Raw genomic sequence first — 17,727 nt, 5'->3', positions numbered from 1 at the left:
GGCGTTCCCGTCACCCCGCGAGATAGCGCTCGAGCGTCGCCCTGGTGCCGTCGCGCCACAGGGCGTTCAGCCAGCCGGCGAAGGCCTCGCGGAAGACGGCGTTGCGGCCGACGGCGCCATAGATGTCCTCCATGGCGAGCCAGGCGTCGGGGTTGTCCTTCGCTGCCGCCGCGGTCTCGGTCATCCGCTCCCAGTTCGGATCGTTCGGGGCGATGGTGGCGCCGCTCTCGGTGGTGCCGAAGCAGTAGCGGCACCACAGCGCCGATTCGAGCGCGAGGCCCGAGATCGGGAGGCCCTGATCGAGCCGGTCGGCGATGGTCGGGATGATGAATTTCGGCTGCCGGTTCGATCCGTCGAGGCAGAGGCGGCGCACGGTGTCGCCGATCTTCGGATTGGCGAAGCGGCGCTGGATCAGCGCGAAATAGGCGCTGGTATCGGTATCCGGCACCGGCGGCACCACCGGCACGATCTCCTCGCGCTCGATCTTCTCAAGGAAGGCGGCGACGAGCGGATTCTCCATCGCCTCGTGCACGAAATGGATGTCCATCAGACCGGCCGGATAGGCGATGACCGCATGGCCGCCGTTCAGGATGCGGATCTTCATCATCTCGAACGGCGTCACGTCCGGCACGAACTGGACGCCGACCTCTTCGAGGCGCGGCCGGCCGGCGGGGAAATTGTCCTCCAGAACCCATTGGCGGAAATCCTCGCAGAACACCGGCCAGGCGTCTTCGATGCCGAAATCGGCGGCGAGCAGTGTCCGCTCGCGATCGCCGGTCGCCGGCGTGATGCGGTCGACCATGCCGTTCGGGAAGGCGACGTTCTGGCGGATCCAGGCGGCGAAACCGGGGTCGGAAAGGGCGGCGACGCCGACGACGGCGTTGCGCGCGGCGGCGCCGTTATGGGGAAGGTTGTCGCAGCTCATGACGGTGAAGGGCGCGATGCCGGCGTCGCGGCGGCGGCGGAGGCCGGCGGCGATGAGGCCGAACACCGTCTTCGGGTCGGCGGGGTTGGCCCCGTCGGCAGCGATCTGCGGATGCGCCGGGTCGAAGGCGCCGGTCGCGGCGTTCACGAAATAGCCGCCCTCGGTCACCGTCATCGAGACGATGCGGATCGCCGGATCGGCGAGCTTGTCCAGGATCGCCGCGCGGTCCTCGGGCGGGATCGTCGCGATCATCGAGCCGGTGACGCGGGCGTCCGAGCGATGCGCCTCCTGCTCGACCAGCGTCGTCAGCAGGTCCTGGCCGGCGAGCACGGAGGCGATGCGCGTGTCGTGCTCGGTGACGCCGGTGCCGATGATCGCGAAGTCATGGTCGCGGCCGGTCGAAAAGAGATCGTCGAGATAGGCGGCCTGGTGGGCGCGGTGGAAATTGCCGATGCCGAAATGCAGGATGCCGGCCGAGAGGGCCGACCGGTCATAGCCGGGCACGCGCGCCTTCGCTGCGATGGCGGGCAGTGCTTCGGTGCTGAGCTTGATCGCCATGGCGGTCTCTTCCTGTTCGGGCTTTGGTTCGTTGAGTCGCGGCGGATCATCCACAGCCGCGCCGGCAGTTTCAATGTCCGTTTCAGGCGGCGCGGATGGCGCGGCCGTCGCGGTCGAAGCGATGCAGCCGCGCGGGGTCCGGCGTCAGCACGACGCTGTCGCCCGTGCGGAGCCCCGCTTCGCCCTGCGTGCGCACCGTGACGAGGCCGACATCCTTCACGTCGACATAGAGGAAGGTATCGCTTCCGAGATGCTCGGCGACGCTGATCGCGCCGCGCCAGCCCTCGCCCTCGCGCCCGACCAGCAGATGCTCCGGGCGGATGCCGACCGTCGCCGCGCCATAGCCCTCCGCGATGCGCCCGCCGACGAGGTTCATCTTTGGCGAGCCGATGAAGCCGGCGACGAAGAGATTGTCCGGCCGGTCGTATAGCTCCAGCGGCGAGCCGACCTGCTCGACCCGGCCTGCATTCAGCACGACGATCTTGTCGGCCATGGTCATGGCCTCGACCTGGTCGTGCGTCACATAGATGGCGGTGGTGGCGAGCGCCTTCTGCAGCCGCGCGATCTCGATGCGCATGTTGACGCGCAGCGCCGCGTCGAGATTGGAGAGCGGTTCGTCGAACAGGAAGCCCTTCGGCTCGCGCACGATGGCACGGCCGATCGCGACACGCTGGCGCTGGCCGCCCGAGAGCTGGCGCGGCTTGCGGTCGAGATATTGCGTGAGGTTCAGCGTCGCCGCCGCCGCCTCGACCTTGCGCGCGATCTCGTCCTTCGGCAGCCCGGCCATCTTGAGGCCGAAGCCGATATTGCCGCGCACGCTCATATGCGGATAGAGCGCATAGGACTGGAACACCATCGACAGGCCGCGCTTCATCGGCGGCAGGTCGGTGACGTCGGTGCCGTCGATGAGGATGCGCCCGCCGGTGACGTCCTCGAGCCCGGCGATGAGCCGGAGCAGCGTGGACTTGCCGCAGCCCGACGGCCCCACGAAGACGACGAAGGCGCCGTCCTCGACCGTCAGGTCCACATTGGAGATGACCTTGACGTCGCCGAAGTGCTTCTCGACGCCTTGAAGGACGATCTTGCCCATCTTGTTCTCCTCCCCCTCGGCTACTTGACGGCGCCGAATGTCATGCCGCGGACCAGTTGCTTCTGGCTGAACCAGCCGATCACAAGGATCGGCGCGATGGCGAGCGTCGAGGCCGCCGAAAGCTTGGCCCAGAACAGCCCCTCGGGGCTCGAATAGGAGGCGATGAAGGCCGTCAGCGGCGCGGCGTTCGCGGCCGACAGGTTCAGCGTCCAGAACGCCTCGTTCCAGGCCAGGATGATGTTGAGCAGCAGCGTCGACGCGATGCCGGGGATCGCCATGGGCAGCAGCACATAGACGATCTCCTTCCAGAGCACGGCGCCGTCCATGCGCGAGGCTTCGAGGATGTCGACCGGGATCTCGCGGAAATAGGTGTAGAGCATCCAGACCATGATCGGCAGGTTGATCAGCATCAGGATGCCGGTGAGGCCGGCGAGCGAATCGAGCAGGCCGAGATTCTTGAAGATGAGATAGATCGGCACCAGCACGCCGACGGCCGGCATCATCTTGGTCGAGAGCATCCACATCAGGATGTCCTTGGTCCGCCGGGTCGGCGCAAAGGCCATCGACCAGGCGGCCGGCACCGCGACCAGGAGGCCGATCAGCGTCGAGCCGACCGAGATCACCACTGAATTGAAGAAGTGGCGGAAATAGTCGGAGCGCGCCTGCACCTCGAAGAAGTTCTCGAGCGTCCAGTGCGGCGGCAGGAAGGCCGGCGGGAACAGGATCGCGTCACCCTCGGTCTTGAAGGCCGTGAGGATGGTCCACAGGATCGGGAAGAAGAGGATCAGCGCCACGATCCAGGCGAGGATCGTGAAGGTCCATTTCTTCTGCGGGCTGACGGCGCGGGCCATGGGTCTCTCTCCTCACGCTTCGAGGTTCTTGCCGACCAGGCGGACGAGGAAGATGGCGACGATATTGGCGAGGATGACCGCCACGACACCGCCGGCCGAAGCGCCGCCGACGTCGTAGTCGAGCAGCGCGAGGTGATAGATGAGATAGGCGATGTTGGTGGTGGCGTAGCCCGGCCCGCCGCCCGTCGTGACGAGGATCTCGGCGAAGACGGAGAGCAGGAAGATCGTCTCGATCAGGATGACGACCGTGATGGCGCGGGCGAGGTGCGGCAGCGTGATATAGACGAAGAGGCTCGCGAAGCCGGCGCCGTCCATGCCGGCCGCCTCCTTCTGCTCCTCGTCGAGCGATTGCAGCGCGGTCAGGAGGATCAGCGTCGCGAAGGGCAGCCACTGCCAGGCGACGATGAGGATGATCGAGAACAGCGGGTAGGTCTCGAGCCAGGCGACGGGCTGGAATCCGAGGCTCGTCGCGATCCAGGCGAAGATGCCGTAGTTCGGGTTCATCAGCATGTTCTTCCACACCAGCGCCGCGACGGTCGGCATGATGAAGAACGGCGAGATGACGAGGATGCGGACGATGCCCTGCCCGTAGATGAACTGGTCGAGCAGGAGGCCGAGCAGGATGCCGCCGACGACCGTGATCGCCAGCACCGACAGCGTGAGGATCAGCGTGTTGGCGAAGGCCTGGAAGAAGGCGGGGTCGGTCAGGAAGTAGCGGTAGTTGGACCAGCCGGCGAAGCCGACATTCTCGGGATTGAGCAGGCTGTAGTTCTGGAACGAATACCAGAGCGTCAGGACGAGCGGCACGATCATCCAGATGAAGAGGATCACCACCGCCGGCGTCAGCATGGCGCGCGCCAGCCGGCGCGTATTCACCGTCGCAGCCATTTCCTGCCTCCCCTCGCTTCCGTTCCCGTCCCGAATGCCCGGCGAGCGGCTCGCCTCGCGCCCCGCCTCCTCGGGCGGGCCAGGCCGGCTCTTCTTCCCGTCGGGCCCTGAAAAGATGCCCGGGACCGAGGTCCCGGGCCGTTGGTGTCGGGAGGCCTACTTGATGTAGCCGGCCCTGGTCATGGTGCGCGTCGAGGCGTCCTGCGCCTGCTTGAGCGCGTCGTCGACGCTGGTCTGCCCGGCGAGTGCCGCCGAGAAGAACTTGCCGACGGTGTCGCCGAGACCCTGGAACTCGGGGATGGCGACGAACTGGACGCCGGTATAGGGCACCGGCTTCACGGTCGGATGCGTCGGATCGGCGGCCTCGATCGAGGCCAGCGTCATCTCGGCGAAGGGCGCGGCGCTCGTGTAGTCCTTGTTGGCATAGAGCGAGGCGCGGGTGCCGGGCGGGACATTGGCCCAGCCGTCCCTGGAGGCGACGAGGTCGAGATAGCCGGGGCCGGTCGCCCAGGCGATGAACTTCTCGGCCGCCTCGGTCTTCTGCGAGCCGGCGGGGATGGCGAGCGACCAGGCCCACAGCCAGTTGCCGCGCTTGCCGAGCCCGGTGTCGGGAGCGAGCGCGAAGCCGACCTTGTCGCTGACCGTCGAGGCCTTCGGATCGGTCACGAACGAGCCGGCGACCGTGGCGTCGATCCACATGCCGCACTTGCCCTGCTGGAAGAGGGTCAGGTTCTCGTTGAATCCGTTCGACGAGGCGCCCGCCGGGCCGGCCGCCTTCATCAGGTCGACATAGAACTGAAGCGTGTTCTTCCATTCGGGCTGGTCGAACTGCGGCTTCCACTGTTCGTCGAACCACCGCGCGCCGAACGAGTTCGACATGGCGGTCAGGAAGGCCATGTTCTCGCCCCAGCCGGCCTTGCCGCGCAGGCACACGCCGTTGATGCCGTTGGCGCGGTCGGTCATCTTCTCCGCGGCCTCGCGGATGAAGTCCCAGGTCGGCGTCTCGGGCATGGTCAGCCCGGCCTTCTCCATCAGGTCCTTGCGGTACATGACGTAGCTCGACTCGCCATAGAAGGGCGAGGCGTAGAGCTTGCCGTCGGCCGAAAGACCGCCGCGGATCGCCGGCAGCAGGTCGTCGACCTTGTAGGCGTCGCCGAGATTGTCGAGCGCGACCAGCCAGCCATTCTTGGCCCAGATCGGAACCTCATAGGTGCCGATGGTCAGCACGTCGTACTGGCCGCCCTTGGTGGCGATGTCGGTCGTCACCTTCTGGCGAAGGACATTCTCCTCGAGCGTGACCCACTGCAGCTTGATGTCGGGATTGGCCTTGGTGAAGTCCTCGGTCAGGCCCTGCATGCGGACCATGTCGCCATTGTTGACGGTCGCGATCGTCAGCGTGGTCTCGGCGATCGCCGGTCCGGCCGCGACGAGCGCGAGCAGCGAGGCGACGCCCGCGAGGTGTCGGTAATGTCTCATAGCATCCTCCCTGTGCCGAGCATTTGCCCGGCGGACGGGAAAATACTCACAATTGGACGCGCACGGTCAACGAAAATCGATTGTGCGTCGCACAAGGGTTGTGGTGCGGCCGGAGATGTCCTTGAGGGCGAGGCCGAGCGCCGTCTCCTGTGCGACAGGAGGAAAAGGGACGCCTGCCCGGGCCCGGTCGGGGCATGCACGACGTGCCCGATGCTGGCGCCACGAGCGCCCTTCATTGGCGGAGACGAGCGCCGCCATGACCGGAGGTCTGGCTAAAGATGGGGCTCGATCATCCGTCGGCTCTTCAGCCGTCCAGCAGCATCGTCGCCATGGCCTCGTCAGTGATGAGGCCGTTCACGAGGCGGCCGGCGAGGGCGGCGCCGATGGCGCGGCGCTTGCGCTCGCCGGCGGCGATGCCGATCACCAGGCCGCGGTCGCGGTCGGGAATCGGCGCCGAGGCGACGCGGGCATTGCTGCCGATCTCGAGGATTCGTCCCTCGCCGTCGAAGGCCCAGCCAATGATCTCGCCGACCGCGCCGGATTTTTCCAGCGCCGCCTGCTCATCGGCGCTGATGAAGCCGTCCTGCACCATCGCCGCGTCGCTCGCCATGTGGCCGATGCCAAGGAAGGTCACTTCGGCGCGCTCGGCGAGGGCGAGCGTCGGACGGATCATGGGCTGGGCATGCAGCGTCTCGCGCTCGCCGCGCGAGGAGGCGACGACCGGGAAGGGCAGGGGAAAGGTCGCGCCGCTGATGCGCCCGGCAAGCGAGTAGATCACGCTGTGATGCGAGGTCGAGCCGTCGGGCAGGATCGAGCCGGTGAGCGAGACGATGCGATGCTGCGGACAGTCGATATGCAGCATTTCCTCGACGGAGGCCTGCAGCGAGCGGCCGGTGCCGATCGCCATCACGAGCGGCGCCTCGCGGCGCAGCCAGCGCTCCATCTCCGTCGCCGCCGCGCGGGCGATGCCGCCCACGGCGCCGGGCGCAGCCGGGTCCGAGGGGACGATCTCGCAATAGCTGAGGCGATAGCGTTCGGTCAGCCGCGCGGCGAGCTCGAGGCAGGCGGCGATCGGGTGATCGATGCGGATCTTGACGAGGCCCTCGGACACCGCCAGCGACACGAGGCGCTGCGCGGCCTGGCGCGAGACGCCGAGCTTCACGGCGATCTGGTCCTGCGTGTTGCCGCCGACATAATAGAGCCAGGCGGCGCGGGACGCCTCGTCCAGCCTCTCCGAAGAAACCATCCGCCTCGGGCCCCCGTTCCGTCGTCGCTCGCTGTCGCCGGCCCGAAGAGCGCGGCGCGGCGGCAGGCTAAGGGCGCGCCCCGGCCGCTGTCCACGCCGAATGCGACGGTGCGGCTACGTGGTGCCGGTGTTGTTCAGTACCAGCCGGGCTTCGCGCCGCTGCCCAGCATCTCGTCATAGACGTCGCGGCGGCGGTCGCGCATCACCTGGTTGAAGTCGTTCCAGTTCCGCTTGCGGCGCGCGTCGGCGAGGTTGATGGTCGCGACGAGGACTTCTTCGCTGTCGCGGCTCGCCGGGCCGGCGACCGGCCAGCCGGTGTGGCCGACGACGAGGCTCTGGCCGATGAAGGGCTGGCCGCGCTCAGTGCCGACGCGGTCGGCGCAGACGACGAAGAGGGAATTGCAGTGCGCCGCGCCCATGGCGATGATGTTGGCCATCGCCTCGCGGTTGGGGTCCTGGCCGGGGATCGGCACCCAGTTGGTCGGCACGCAGACGATCTCGGCGCCCTGCAGTGCCGCGAGGCGGAAGCTCTCGGGAAACCAGCAATCGTAGCAGATGTGGCAGCCGATCCGCCCGAAGGGCAGGTCGAAGACGGGGAAGCCGAGATTGCCGGGCGCGAAATGCAGCGCCTCGTCGCCCCACAGATGCACCTTGCGATAGCGCCCGATCAGCCCGTCCGGGCCGAGGATGACGGCCGAATTGTAGAGGAGCTCGCCCTCGCGCTCGGTGATGCCGGCGACGATGTGGAGACCGAGGCGGCGGGCCGTCTCGATCCAGAGCTGCGTCGAGCGCCCGTCCGGAATGCTCTCGGCGAGCGCGCGCGCCTCCGCCCGGCTCTCGAACACATAGCCTGTGTTGCAGAGCTCGGGCAGAACGACCAGCTTCGCGCCATGCCCCGCCGCCTCCTCGATGAGCGCGACGGAGCGGGCGAGGTTGGCTTCGACCTCGCCGATCCTCGGCTCCATCTGGATCGCCGCCACCGTGAGCGGCGCTTCCTTGACGCGGGTGGCTGGCATCGGCGTCTCCTCAGTCGCGGGCGGTCGCCCAGTCGATCATCTGCGCGAACAGCTTGCCGTAATCGGGCCAGGCGACGAATTCCGGCGGCAGCCAGTGCGGACCGACATCGGAGGTCCAGACGACGCTGCGCCCCTTGCCGTGGCGGCGGGTGGCGAGGAGCGGCAGCGCGCCATATTCGCCCGAAACGGTCGCGAGCACCTCGGCGTCGTCCTTGGCGACGACCTCGTTGAAGCCGAGCAGCGGCGGCCACTCGGCCGGGAGACCCGCGAGGATCGGATGCGAGGACGCGCCGGTCACCACCGGCGTGAAGCCCTCCGGCACCTCGATGCGGTCGTCATAGGGATGGCAGGTGACGGGCAGCACCGCCTCGACGGCCGTGCCGCGATAGCGCGCGGCGCCGTTGATGCCCTGGAACGAATAGTAGCCGCCGAACATCAGCAGCGCGCCGCCCTCGCTCACCCATTCGGCGAGCGCCTTCAGCCGGTTCGGCGTCCGCTTCGAGGCGAGCCAGGTGTCGGGATGCAGCAGCAGCGTGTTGGCGCCGATATCGGAGAGGATGACCGCGTCATAGGCGCCGATCGCCTCGACGGTCTGCGGGAAATCGCGCTGCGCCTCGTGCGAGGGCATGAAGGTGACGTCGTAGCCGAGACCCTTCAGCGCGGCGATCAGCGGATCGGCGCCGGTGTGATAGGTGACCGACTGGAACTGGTCGAAGCCTTTGACATGCGTCGCCGAAGACACCCACGATTCGCCCGCCAGCAGGATCTTGCGCCGCGCCATCAGTCGTTCTCCCTCTTGTTTTGCCGCGCCTACAGTGGCGGCGGTGAAGTCAAAGTCAAGTGACTTGAATGATTAGAAAGTGGGCGGCGTATTGACCCAGAAGATGCTGGCCCGGACGCTGCCCGGATTGCGGTAGTGGTGCGGCAGATCGGAGTCGAAGACGAAGCTGTCGCCCTCCTTCAGACGGAAGGCGCGCTGGCCGACGGTGAGCTCGACCTCGCCGCAAATGAGATAGCCCACCTCCTCGCCGACATGCCGGATCGGGCCCGCGCTCTCGCCGCCCGCCTCGATATGGTGGATGTTGCACTGGAGGAGGTGGCCGGGGGAATAGGGGATCACGCGTTCCAGCGTCACGCCGTCGCCCTGGCGCAGCGGATCGAGCGCGATCAGCGGCCGCGCGCCGGCGCGGAAGATGATGCCTTCCTCGCCGTCGACCTCCTCGAACATCCAGCCGATATTGGTTTCCAGCACCTGCACCAGCCTGTGGAGCATCGGCAGCGAGGGCGAGGCCTTGCCGTTCTCGATCTTGGAGAGGAGGCTCTCCGAACAGCTGGCCGCTTCCGCCACCGCCTTCAGCGTCATGCCGCGAATCTGCCGCGCCAGCTTCAGCCGCATGCCGAGCCGCATTTCGGCCGTGAGCACGACTTCGTCCGCGCGCATCGCCTTCCTGCTCATGTCCATTCCATCCCGATGGCGACGGCCGGCGCGGGGGCGGGGGACGTCGGTTCACGCACCTTGATTGACAAGCGTTCAAGTCTCTTGAATGATGCCGGGAAAAGCAGAGCCGGGCAAGCGCTGGACGCCGGTCGGGACGATAGCAGGGGTCAGGGGCCATGTCGCCCGCTTCAACCATGTTTCACGCCTCGGCGCGTGGCGACGGCGCGTCCGTTCCCCGGATCGACGGCGCGCGGCTGATCGAGCGGATCGCGGCCTTCGCCGCCCTCGGCGGGCTCGCGAATGGCGGCGTGAATCGTCCCGCCTTCTCGCAGGCCGACCGCGCCGCCCGCGCGCTCGTCGCGTCGATCGCGGCGGAGCGGGGCTTCCGCGTCTTCCAGGACCCGATCGCCAATCTCTTCCTCGCCCGGCCGGGCGCTCCCGATCTCCCGCCGCTGCTGATCGGCAGCCATCTCGACAGCCAGCCGACCGGCGGCCGCTTCGACGGCGCGCTCGGAACGCTGGCCGCGCTCTCGGCCCTCGAAGCGATCGAGGACCAGCGGATCGCGACCGGGGTCCCCGTCGAGCTGGTGGTCTGGGCGAACGAGGAAGGCAGCCGCTTCTCGCCGGGCACCATGGGCTCGCAGGCCTTTGCGCGCCGCGCATTGCCCGACGCTGGCCTTCGCGACGCCGACGGCGTGACTCTCGGCGAGGCGCTGGCCGCGACCAGGGACGCGCTTCCCGGCGCCGCGGAGCGCCCGCTCGGCTTTCCCATCGCCGGCTATCTCGAACTGCATATCGAGCAGGGGCCGATCTTGGAGGCGGCCGGCCTTCCGATCGGCGTCGTCGAGGCGGTGCAGGGCGCGCTCTGGCTCGAAGTCACGGTGACGGGCGAGACGGCGCATGCCGGAACGACGCCGCTTGCCGCCCGGCACGATGCCGTGGCGGCGCTGGTCGAGGCGCTCGCGCGGCTCGGCGCGACCGTCATGGAAGCGGACCCCGCCGCGCGGCTCACCATCGGCCGTCTCGCTTCCGAGCCGGATTCGATCAATGCCGTGCCGCGGCTCGCCCGCTGCACGATCGACCTCCGCCATCCCGATGCCAGCCGTCTCGCGCAGATGAGGGCCGAGGTCGAGGCCGCGGTCGCGGCGGCGGCCGCCGGCCATGGCTGCGCCGGCGACATCCGCCCGCTCTTCTCGGCGCCGCCCACGGCCTTCGACCCGATGATGGCAGACGCGATCGCGGGGGCCGCCGCGCGGCTCGGACTCGGGTCGATGCGCATGGTTTCGGGTGCGTTCCACGACGCGCTGCCGATCGCCGGGCTCGCCCCGGCGGCGATGATCTTCGTGCCCTGCCGCGGCGGGGTGAGCCACAACGAGCGGGAGCATGTCGAGCCGGCGCAGTGCATCGCCGGCGCCGACGTCCTGCTCGGGGCGGCGATCGAGGCTGCACAAGGGCTGGCCCGCGGCGCCAGCTCCGCGGATCGACTTCAACGCGACAAGAGGAACAGCGCATGAGCATGAAGCTGACGAGACGGAGCGTCGTGGCGGGCCTTGCCCTCGCCGCGGCCTTTACGGCGACGCTTGCGGCCCCCGTCCCCGGCGAGGCCGCCGAACTGAAGAAGGTGACCTTCGTCCAGGAATGGCCGACGCCGGACGGCTTCTGGATCCCGTGGATCCTCGGCTCCAAGAAGGGCTTCTATGCCGAGGAAGGCATGGAGATCGAGATCGTCGTTCCGCCGACGGTCGCCGACACGATGAAGTTTCTCGGCACCGGCCGCGCCGATGTCGCCTTCACCACCGTCATGGACGTAATCTTCGCGCGCGGCGAGCAGGCGCCGGTGGTGGCGATCGCTCGCTATGGCCGCGGCAACAACTGGGGCATTCTCAGCTCCGAGGGCAACAAGCTCACGGTCGCCGATCTGAAGGGCAAGCGCATCGGCATCTACAACGACGCCTGGACCAAGGCCCAGCTCGGCATGATGCTCGCCGACGCCAAGCTGACGCTCGACGATGTCGAGATGGTCGCCGCCGCCGACGACACCGTGCCGCTCCTCCTGCAGAAGCGGGTCGACGCCATCACCGGCATCACCAATGCCGAGGGCACCGGCATGGCGACCACCGGCGGCCAGAAGCCCGAATTCATCGCCGCCACCGACCATGGCGTGCCCAACACGCCGATCTTCATGCTGGCCGGCAACGAAGACTGGCTGAAGGCCAATCCGGATCTCGCCAAGGCCTTCCTGCGCGCGACGGCCAAGAGCATGCGCTACGCTGCCGAGCATCCTGACGAGGGCGTCGCGGCGTTCCAGGATCTCTATGCCAAGGCCTATGACGCGAAGTTCATCACGCAGCAGTGGAAGGACACGATCCCGCTGTTCGGCGCGCTCGGCGACGATCTGCTCGTCAACGACGAGAAGGACTGGACGGCACTGCTCTCCGCGCTGACCAAGTTCGAGGTCGTCAAGGACGTCGGCCCGGCGACCAGCTACTTCACCAACGCCTATCTGGCGCAGTAGGCGCAAAACGGAGGAAACGAGGATGTCCGGACAAGGCACCGTCAAGCGCATCACACCGGCCTGGACCTACAAGCCGGGTCCGGACGTCTCCGACACGCCTCCGCCCGGCCTGGTCCGGGCGCAGGCCCTCGCCCGGCAGGCGGCGGCCGTCGGCCTCGCCGCGCTCGATGTCGGCATGACCGAGGAGCATATCGACCTCGTCGTCAGCGAGTTTCTCGCCGAGAACGGCGTCGAGCATGTGTGGACGATCACCAATGTCGGGCTCGGCGAAAACACCAAGATCTGCTTCCCTACCAAAGGGCCGGGGCAGCAGAAGGCGGCCGAGCGCGACGTGCTGATGCTCGACGTGCACCCGATCACGCCCGACGGCCACTGGGCCGACTGCACGCGCTGCCGCGTGCTCGGCGACTGGCCCGAGGCGCGGAAGGCGCTCGCCGACCTCGAGGCGATCCACGCCAGGACGCTGGCCTTCTGCAAGCCCGGCATGCCGGCGAAGGACCTGTTCGGCTTCTGCCACGACCTGCTGAAGGCCGACGGCTTCGTGCTGCTCGACCTTCTGGGCAATATCGGCCATTCGCTCACGGCCGGCGCCGCCTATCTCCACAACTTCATCGATGCCGGCAACGACACGCCGATGTGGGGCGCCTGGGCGGTCGAGCCCTTCGCCGAGCGCGAGGGCATCGCGGTCAAGGTCGAGGATCTCGTCTGGTTCGGCCGCGAGAGCTGCGTGGTTCTGTGACCGACAAGCTGGCCCTCAAGGGCATTACGCAACGCTTCGGCGAGACGCTCGCGCTCTCGCCGACCGATCTCTCGATCGCGCCGGGCGAATTCGTCTCCGTCGTCGGCCCGTCCGGCTGCGGCAAGAGCACGATGTTCAACATCATCGCCGGCGTCCTGAAGCCGAGCGGCGGGCGCGTGCTCATCGACGGCCGCGACGTGACGGGCCGGGCCGGCGAAGTCGGCTACATGCTGCAGAAGGACCTGCTGCTGCCCTGGCGCACCGTGCTCGACAACATCGTGCTCGGCGCGCTTCTCAAGGGCACGGCGGGCCGCAAGGAACGCGAGGAGGGCGTCGCCCTGGCGCGCCGCTACGGCCTCGGGGACTTCATCAACCACTATCCCTCGGCGCTGTCGGGCGGCATGCGGCAGCGCGTGGCGCTGATGCGCACGCTCGCCATGCACCGCGACGTGCTGCTGCTCGACGAGCCGTTCGGCGCGCTCGACTCGCAGACCCGCTTTGCCATGCAGCAGTGGCTGCTCTCGGTCTGGGAGAGCGAGCGGCGGACCATCGTGTTCGTGACGCACGACATCGACGAGGCGGTGTTCCTCTCCGACCGCGTCGTCGTCATGTCGCCGCGGCCGGGCCGCATCCGCGAGATCCTCGACGTGCCGATCGCCCGGCCGCGTCCCGTCTCGACGCTGACGAGCCCCGTCTTCAGCGCCATCAAGCAGCGCGTCATCGATCTCATCTACGAGAAGACGCCGGACATCGCCGGAGGTGGTCATGACTGAGCGCGGCGCGCTGATCCTGAAGATCGCCTATCCGGCCATCGCCCTCCTGGTGGTGGTCGCCGGATGGCATTTCGCGGTCTCGTATTTCGCGATCCCGCGCTATGTGATGCCCTCGCCGGCCGACGTGGCCGCGCATATCGCCGACGACTGGCCGGCTCTGCTGCGCGGCTTCTGGGTGACCTTCGTCGAGTTCCTGCTCGGCTTCCTCGCCGGCGCGATCGCGGGCTTCGTCTTCGCGGTGATGATGGATGCGTTCCGACCGGTGCGCGGCATCCTCTATCCGATCCTCATCACCAGCCAGGCGATCCCGATCGTCGCCATCTCGGCGGCGCTGACGATCTGGCTCGGCTTCGGCCTCGCGCCGAAGCTGGTGATCGTGGCGCTGGTCGTGTTCTTCCCGGTGGTCGTGAACGTGCTCGACGGCCTCGCCTCGGTCGACCGCGACATCCTCAACCTCGTCCACGCCATGGGCGCGTCGCGGGCGAGTGTCTTCCGCCATGTGAAGCTGCCGGCGACCTATACGCCGCTCTTCTCCGCGCTGAAGCTCTCGGCGACCTTCAGCGTCACCGGCGCGGTGATCGCGGAATGGACCGCCTCGACCTCCGGCGGCATCGGCGCCTATCTGCTGCAGGCCAACTCGCGGCTCAACACGTCCGGCACCTTCGCGGCCATCGTGTTCCTGGCGCTGCTCGGCCTCGTCAGCTTCCTCATCGTCATCGCCGCCGAATATGTGCTGACGCCCTGGCGGCAGGGCTCCAAGGCCCGGCGCTGGTCTCCGAGCTACTGGAAGGACTGAAGCGGGCGACCGGCCGGAGGCGAACCCCCGGCCGGTCGGGCACTCAGTCGAACTGGTCGTAATAGGCTTCGGTGTTGGGCAGCACCGGATCGCCGGCATCGCGGCCGAGATAGGACTTGAACGTCGCCTCGAAGAACTGCGACGGCTTCATCTCCGCGGCGAGCTGCTGGATGCGCGCCTGCAGCTTCGCGACGATCTCGGGATTGGCGGCCGCGAGATTGGTCTTCTCGCCCGGATCCCTGGCGATGTCGAAGAGCTCGATCCTCGCCGGCAACGGCGTGTTCCAGACGAGCTTCCAGTCTCCGTCGCGCACCGCGCCGCGGAACATCTCGACATTGTAGACGACCTCGCTGCGCGGCGACGGTGCGCCGGTGCTGATCGCCTGCCACTGGTCGATGCCGTCGAGCGGCTTGGTTCCGTCCGTCGAGGCGCCGGCCTGCCTGGCGAGCGTCGGCAGCATGTCGACGACATGGATCGGGCCGTCCACCTCGCCCGCCTTGATATGGCCCGGCCAGTTGGCCAGCGCCACGACGCGCGTTCCGCCCTCGTAGAGCGAGCCCTTGCCGTCGCGGAACGGAGCGTTCGAGGCCGGCAGCTCGCCCTTCGGGCCCGTGCCCTCGCCGGCGAACAGCGCGTTGCGCACGCCGCCATTGTCGCTCTGGAAGACGATGATCGTGTTGTCGCGGAGGCCCTTCCGGTCGAGCGCCGCCAGCACGTCGCCGATCTGCCTGTCCATCGCCGAGACCATGGCGGCATAGGTGCGGCGGTTCGGGTCGGCGATGTCCTTGTAGGTCTCGACATCGGCCTCGGGCGCCTGAAGCGGCGTGTGCGGCGCGTTGAAGGCGAGATAGAGGAAGAACGGCTTTTCGGGGCTGCGGCTGTCGATGTAGCGCACCGCCTCCTCGCCGATCAGCGTCGTTGAATAGCCCTTCTCGTCGAGCGGCTTGCCATCGCGATACCAGTCCGGAACGCCGTGCACCTCGTGGGTGTAGTAGTCAATCTCGCCGATCAGCGGGCCATACTGGTAGTCGAAGCCGCGCGCGTTCGGCAGCAGCGCCTCATTGGCATGGCCAAGATGCCATTTGCCGATGATGGCAGTGTCGTAGCCGGCCGATTTCAGCACCTGCGGCAGCAGCTTCTCGTCGGTCGGGATGCCATAGGTCTGGTCCGGCAGGATGACGAAGCTCTGCAGGCCGTAGCGCAGCGGGTAGCGGCCCGTCATCAGCGCGGCGCGGGTCGGCGTGCACATCGGCTGCGCGTAGAACTGCTCCATCCGCGCGCCGCCGGCCGCCAGCTCGTCGATGCTGGGCGTGCGGATCTCTGATCCATGGAAGCCGACATCGGCATAGCCGAGATCGTCGGCGACGATATAGACGATATTGGGCGCGCGCTCCGCGGCGAGCCCGACCGTCGCCGAAGCGGCGATGGCGAGGGCCGCGATGGCGATCCTGCGCAACAGATGTGACACGTCGTTTCCCCGATCACTGGGCCCGCGCCCGGCGCGGGCCTTTCCCCGATATGCCGGCGGCCGTCCCACGACTGGCCCGCCCGGCAAGGCCCGTGGTTTAGCGTCCGCTTCGGGCGCAATCGTGACGATCCGGCACCTTCGAGGACGAAATTCGCCGGCGCCGGGCGATTGCGCGCCCGGCGCGCTGGCGGCTGCCGCCTCTCCTGGTGTATTGCGGGCGGGCGCCGGCCGTGCTCGCCACGGGCCGGCAACCCTCACGAAGCTTGCAGGGAGAAGGGGATGACGGCGGACGAATTGCCCGCGCGCGAGAGAATGGAATTCGACGTCGTGATCGTCGGCGCCGGCCCGGCCGGACTCGCCGCCGCGATCCGGCTCAAGCAGCGCGCGCCGGACCTCTCCGTGGTCATCGTCGAGAAGGGTTCCGAGGTCGGCGCCCATATCCTCTCCGGCGCCGTCATCGACCCCGTCGCGCTCGACCGCCTGCTGCCGGAATGGCGGAGCGAGGAGACGCCGATCCGGACGCCGGTCACCGAGGACCGCTTCCTCTATCTCGGCCCCGCCGGCAGTGTCCGCCTTCCGGCCTTCGTCATGCCGCCGCTGATGTCCAATCACGGCAACTATGTCGTCTCGCTCGGCAATGTCTGCCGCTGGCTGGCCGGCAAGGCCGAGGCGCTGGGGGTCGAGATCTATCCGGGCTTCGCCGCCGCCGAGTTGCTGTTCGACGAGAGCGGCGCCGTCATCGGCGTCGCGACCGGCGACATGGGCGTCGGCCGCGACGGCGAGCCGGGTCCGAACTACCAGCGCGGCATGGAGCTGGTCGGCCGCTACACGCTGATCGGCGAGGGCGCGCGCGGTTCGCTCGCCAAGCAGCTGATCGCCCGCTTCGGCCTCTCCGAAGGGCGCGAGCCGCAGAAGTTCGGCCTCGGCATCAAGGAACTGTGGCAGGTCGATCCGGCGCGTCACCGGCCCGGCCTCGTGCAGCACTCCTTCGGCTGGCCGCTCGACAATTCGACCGGCGGCGGTTCCTTCCTCTATCACCTCGAGGACAACCAGGTCGTGGTCGGCCTCGTCGTCCATCTCAACTACCGCAATCCCTATCTCTCGCCGTTCCGCGAGTTCCAGCGCTTCAAGACGCATCCGGCGATCGCGCCGCTGTTCGAGGGCGGGCGCAGGATTTCCTATGGCGCGCGCGCCATCACCGAGGGCGGCTGGCAGTCGGTCCCGAACCTCGCCTTCCCGGGCGGGGCGCTGATCGGCTGCTCGGCGGGCTTCGTCAACCTGCCGCGCATCAAGGGCAGTCACAATGCGATGCTGTCGGGCATGCTGGCCGCCGATCATGTCGCCGCCGCGATCGGCGCTGGCCGCGCCCATGACACGCTTGAGGACTACGAGGCCGCCTGGCGCGGCTCGGACATCGGCGCCGACCTCGCCAGGGTGAAGAACGTCAAGCCGCTCTGGTCGCGGCTCGGCACGTTCGGCGGCATCCTCGCGGGCGGCGTCGACATGTGGGCCTCGACGCTGTTCGGCGGCTCGCCGATCGGAACGCTGAAGCACGGCAAGGCCGATTTCGCGGCGACGGAGCCGGCGGCCAAGGCCCGCGTCATCGACTATCCGAAGCCCGACGGCGTCGTCAGCTTCGATCTCGCCTCTTCGGTGTTCCTGTCGAACACCAATCACGAGGAGGACCAGCCGGTCCATCTGAAGGTCGCCGACTCGCTGCTGCAGAAGACCTCGGAGCACGACGTCTTCGCGGGGCTGTCGCAGCGCTACTGCCCGGCCGGGGTCTATGAGTGGATCGAGGGGCCCGAGGGGCCGCGCTACCAGATCAACGCGCAGAACTGCGTCCACTGCAAGACATGCGACATCAAGGACCCGAACCAGAACATCACCTGGACGGTGCCCGAGGGCGGCGGCGGCCCGAACTACCCGAACATGTGAGTAAGGCCGC

16 protein-coding genes are annotated in these 17,727 nt (G+C 68.1%); 6 read left to right on the top strand and 10 right to left on the bottom strand.

Annotated features, from left to right (window positions below; genetic code table 11):
• Nucleotides 1-10: 10 nt before the first annotated feature.
• The 9 genes from QO015_RS09150 to QO015_RS09110 form a co-directional block, all read right to left on the bottom strand.
• Nucleotides 11-1,483: a mannitol dehydrogenase family protein gene (locus tag QO015_RS09150; RefSeq protein WP_266279908.1), complete on the bottom strand. Its 1,473-nt coding sequence runs from the start codon at nt 1,481-1,483 to the stop codon at nt 11-13.
• 82 nt (nt 1,484-1,565) lie between these two features.
• Nucleotides 1,566-2,573, bottom strand: a complete 1,008-nt coding sequence (locus QO015_RS09145; RefSeq protein WP_266279910.1) for an ABC transporter ATP-binding protein — start codon at nt 2,571-2,573, stop codon at nt 1,566-1,568.
• A gap of 20 nt (nt 2,574-2,593) precedes the next feature.
• Nucleotides 2,594-3,424 carry a carbohydrate ABC transporter permease gene (locus QO015_RS09140; RefSeq protein ID WP_266279911.1) on the bottom strand — a complete coding sequence of 277 codons (831 nt, stop codon included), beginning with the start codon at nt 3,422-3,424 and terminating at the stop codon, nt 2,594-2,596.
• 12 nt (nt 3,425-3,436) lie between these two features.
• The gene (locus QO015_RS09135; protein WP_266279912.1) at nt 3,437-4,312 is read right to left on the bottom strand and encodes a carbohydrate ABC transporter permease; all 876 of its coding nucleotides are present in this window, start codon (nt 4,310-4,312) and stop codon (nt 3,437-3,439) included.
• A gap of 156 nt (nt 4,313-4,468) precedes the next feature.
• The gene (locus QO015_RS09130; RefSeq protein WP_266279914.1) at nt 4,469-5,788 is read right to left on the bottom strand and encodes an ABC transporter substrate-binding protein; all 1,320 of its coding nucleotides are present in this window, start codon (nt 5,786-5,788) and stop codon (nt 4,469-4,471) included.
• 304 nt (nt 5,789-6,092) lie between these two features.
• Entirely contained in the window at nt 6,093-7,034 is a 942-nt protein-coding gene (locus QO015_RS09125) for a sugar-binding transcriptional regulator (protein ID WP_266279915.1), read from the bottom strand.
• Nucleotides 7,035-7,168: 134 nt separating this feature from the next.
• Nucleotides 7,169-8,050, bottom strand: coding sequence for a nitrilase family protein (locus QO015_RS09120; RefSeq protein ID WP_266279916.1), 882 nt, complete (start codon nt 8,048-8,050; stop codon nt 7,169-7,171).
• Nucleotides 8,051-8,060: 10 nt separating this feature from the next.
• Complete coding sequence (locus QO015_RS09115; RefSeq protein WP_266279917.1) at nt 8,061-8,831, bottom strand: glutamine amidotransferase; 771 nt, start codon at nt 8,829-8,831, stop codon at nt 8,061-8,063.
• 72 nt (nt 8,832-8,903) lie between these two features.
• Complete coding sequence (locus tag QO015_RS09110; RefSeq protein ID WP_266279919.1) at nt 8,904-9,506, bottom strand: cupin domain-containing protein; 603 nt, start codon at nt 9,504-9,506, stop codon at nt 8,904-8,906.
• 158 nt (nt 9,507-9,664) lie between these two features.
• On the opposite strand from QO015_RS09110, the gene QO015_RS09105 reads away from it, so the two are divergent.
• Genes QO015_RS09105 through QO015_RS09085 form a run of 5 tightly spaced genes read left to right on the top strand, consistent with a single transcriptional unit; the run spans nt 9,665 to nt 14,311 of the window.
• Nucleotides 9,665-11,002 (top strand): hydantoinase/carbamoylase family amidase, encoded by a 1,338-nt coding sequence (locus QO015_RS09105; RefSeq protein WP_266279920.1) that lies wholly within the window; start codon nt 9,665-9,667, stop codon nt 11,000-11,002.
• Complete coding sequence (locus QO015_RS09100; RefSeq protein ID WP_266279921.1) at nt 10,999-12,003, top strand: ABC transporter substrate-binding protein; 1,005 nt, start codon at nt 10,999-11,001, stop codon at nt 12,001-12,003. Before QO015_RS09105 ends, QO015_RS09100 begins: the two co-directional genes overlap by 4 nt.
• Before the next feature lie 22 nt (nt 12,004-12,025).
• Nucleotides 12,026-12,742, top strand: a complete 717-nt coding sequence (locus tag QO015_RS09095) for a M24 family metallopeptidase (RefSeq protein ID WP_266279923.1) — start codon at nt 12,026-12,028, stop codon at nt 12,740-12,742.
• Nucleotides 12,739-13,515, top strand: a complete 777-nt coding sequence (locus tag QO015_RS09090; protein ID WP_266279925.1) for an ABC transporter ATP-binding protein — start codon at nt 12,739-12,741, stop codon at nt 13,513-13,515. The genes QO015_RS09095 and QO015_RS09090 overlap by 4 nt, the downstream gene beginning before the upstream one ends.
• The gene (locus tag QO015_RS09085; protein ID WP_266279926.1) at nt 13,508-14,311 is read left to right on the top strand and encodes an ABC transporter permease; all 804 of its coding nucleotides are present in this window, start codon (nt 13,508-13,510) and stop codon (nt 14,309-14,311) included. Before QO015_RS09090 ends, QO015_RS09085 begins: the two co-directional genes overlap by 8 nt.
• Before the next feature lie 43 nt (nt 14,312-14,354).
• Here the strand turns inward: QO015_RS09085 and QO015_RS09080 are convergent, their stop codons facing one another.
• Nucleotides 14,355-15,779, bottom strand: coding sequence for an arylsulfatase B (locus tag QO015_RS09080; RefSeq protein ID WP_266279927.1), 1,425 nt, complete (start codon nt 15,777-15,779; stop codon nt 14,355-14,357).
• Nucleotides 15,780-16,058: 279 nt separating this feature from the next.
• Here QO015_RS09080 and QO015_RS09075 point away from each other — a divergent pair, with 279 nt between their 5' ends.
• Nucleotides 16,059-17,717 (top strand): electron transfer flavoprotein-ubiquinone oxidoreductase, encoded by a 1,659-nt coding sequence (locus QO015_RS09075; protein ID WP_266279928.1) that lies wholly within the window; start codon nt 16,059-16,061, stop codon nt 17,715-17,717.
• Nucleotides 17,718-17,727: the final 10 nt, after the last annotated feature.

Origin of the sequence: Kaistia geumhonensis (assembly GCF_030815145.1) — a bacterium.
Classification (GTDB): Bacteria; Pseudomonadota; Alphaproteobacteria; order Rhizobiales; family Kaistiaceae; genus Kaistia; species Kaistia geumhonensis.
This window is presented reverse-complemented; position numbering and strand designations above follow the sequence as displayed.

What these genes read in the sequence shown, in the direction of transcription:
- QO015_RS09150 (WP_266279908.1), bottom strand. Translation starts at nt 1,483, where the DNA reads ATGGCGATCAAGCTCAGCACCGAAGCACTGCCCGCCATCGCAGCGAAG.
- QO015_RS09145 (WP_266279910.1), bottom strand. Translation starts at nt 2,573, where the DNA reads ATGGGCAAGATCGTCCTTCAAGGCGTCGAGAAGCACTTCGGCGACGTC.
- QO015_RS09140 (WP_266279911.1), bottom strand. Translation starts at nt 3,424, where the DNA reads ATGGCCCGCGCCGTCAGCCCGCAGAAGAAATGGACCTTCACGATCCTC.
- QO015_RS09135 (WP_266279912.1), bottom strand. Translation starts at nt 4,312, where the DNA reads ATGGCTGCGACGGTGAATACGCGCCGGCTGGCGCGCGCCATGCTGACG.
- QO015_RS09130 (WP_266279914.1), bottom strand. Translation starts at nt 5,788, where the DNA reads ATGAGACATTACCGACACCTCGCGGGCGTCGCCTCGCTGCTCGCGCTC.
- QO015_RS09125 (WP_266279915.1), bottom strand. Translation starts at nt 7,034, where the DNA reads ATGGTTTCTTCGGAGAGGCTGGACGAGGCGTCCCGCGCCGCCTGGCTC.
- QO015_RS09120 (WP_266279916.1), bottom strand. Translation starts at nt 8,050, where the DNA reads ATGCCAGCCACCCGCGTCAAGGAAGCGCCGCTCACGGTGGCGGCGATC.
- QO015_RS09115 (WP_266279917.1), bottom strand. Translation starts at nt 8,831, where the DNA reads ATGGCGCGGCGCAAGATCCTGCTGGCGGGCGAATCGTGGGTGTCTTCG.
- QO015_RS09110 (WP_266279919.1), bottom strand. Translation starts at nt 9,506, where the DNA reads ATGAGCAGGAAGGCGATGCGCGCGGACGAAGTCGTGCTCACGGCCGAA.
- QO015_RS09105 (WP_266279920.1), top strand. Translation starts at nt 9,665, where the DNA reads ATGTCGCCCGCTTCAACCATGTTTCACGCCTCGGCGCGTGGCGACGGC.
- QO015_RS09100 (WP_266279921.1), top strand. Translation starts at nt 10,999, where the DNA reads ATGAGCATGAAGCTGACGAGACGGAGCGTCGTGGCGGGCCTTGCCCTC.
- QO015_RS09095 (WP_266279923.1), top strand. Translation starts at nt 12,026, where the DNA reads ATGTCCGGACAAGGCACCGTCAAGCGCATCACACCGGCCTGGACCTAC.
- QO015_RS09085 (WP_266279926.1), top strand. Translation starts at nt 13,508, where the DNA reads ATGACTGAGCGCGGCGCGCTGATCCTGAAGATCGCCTATCCGGCCATC.
- QO015_RS09075 (WP_266279928.1), top strand. Translation starts at nt 16,059, where the DNA reads ATGACGGCGGACGAATTGCCCGCGCGCGAGAGAATGGAATTCGACGTC.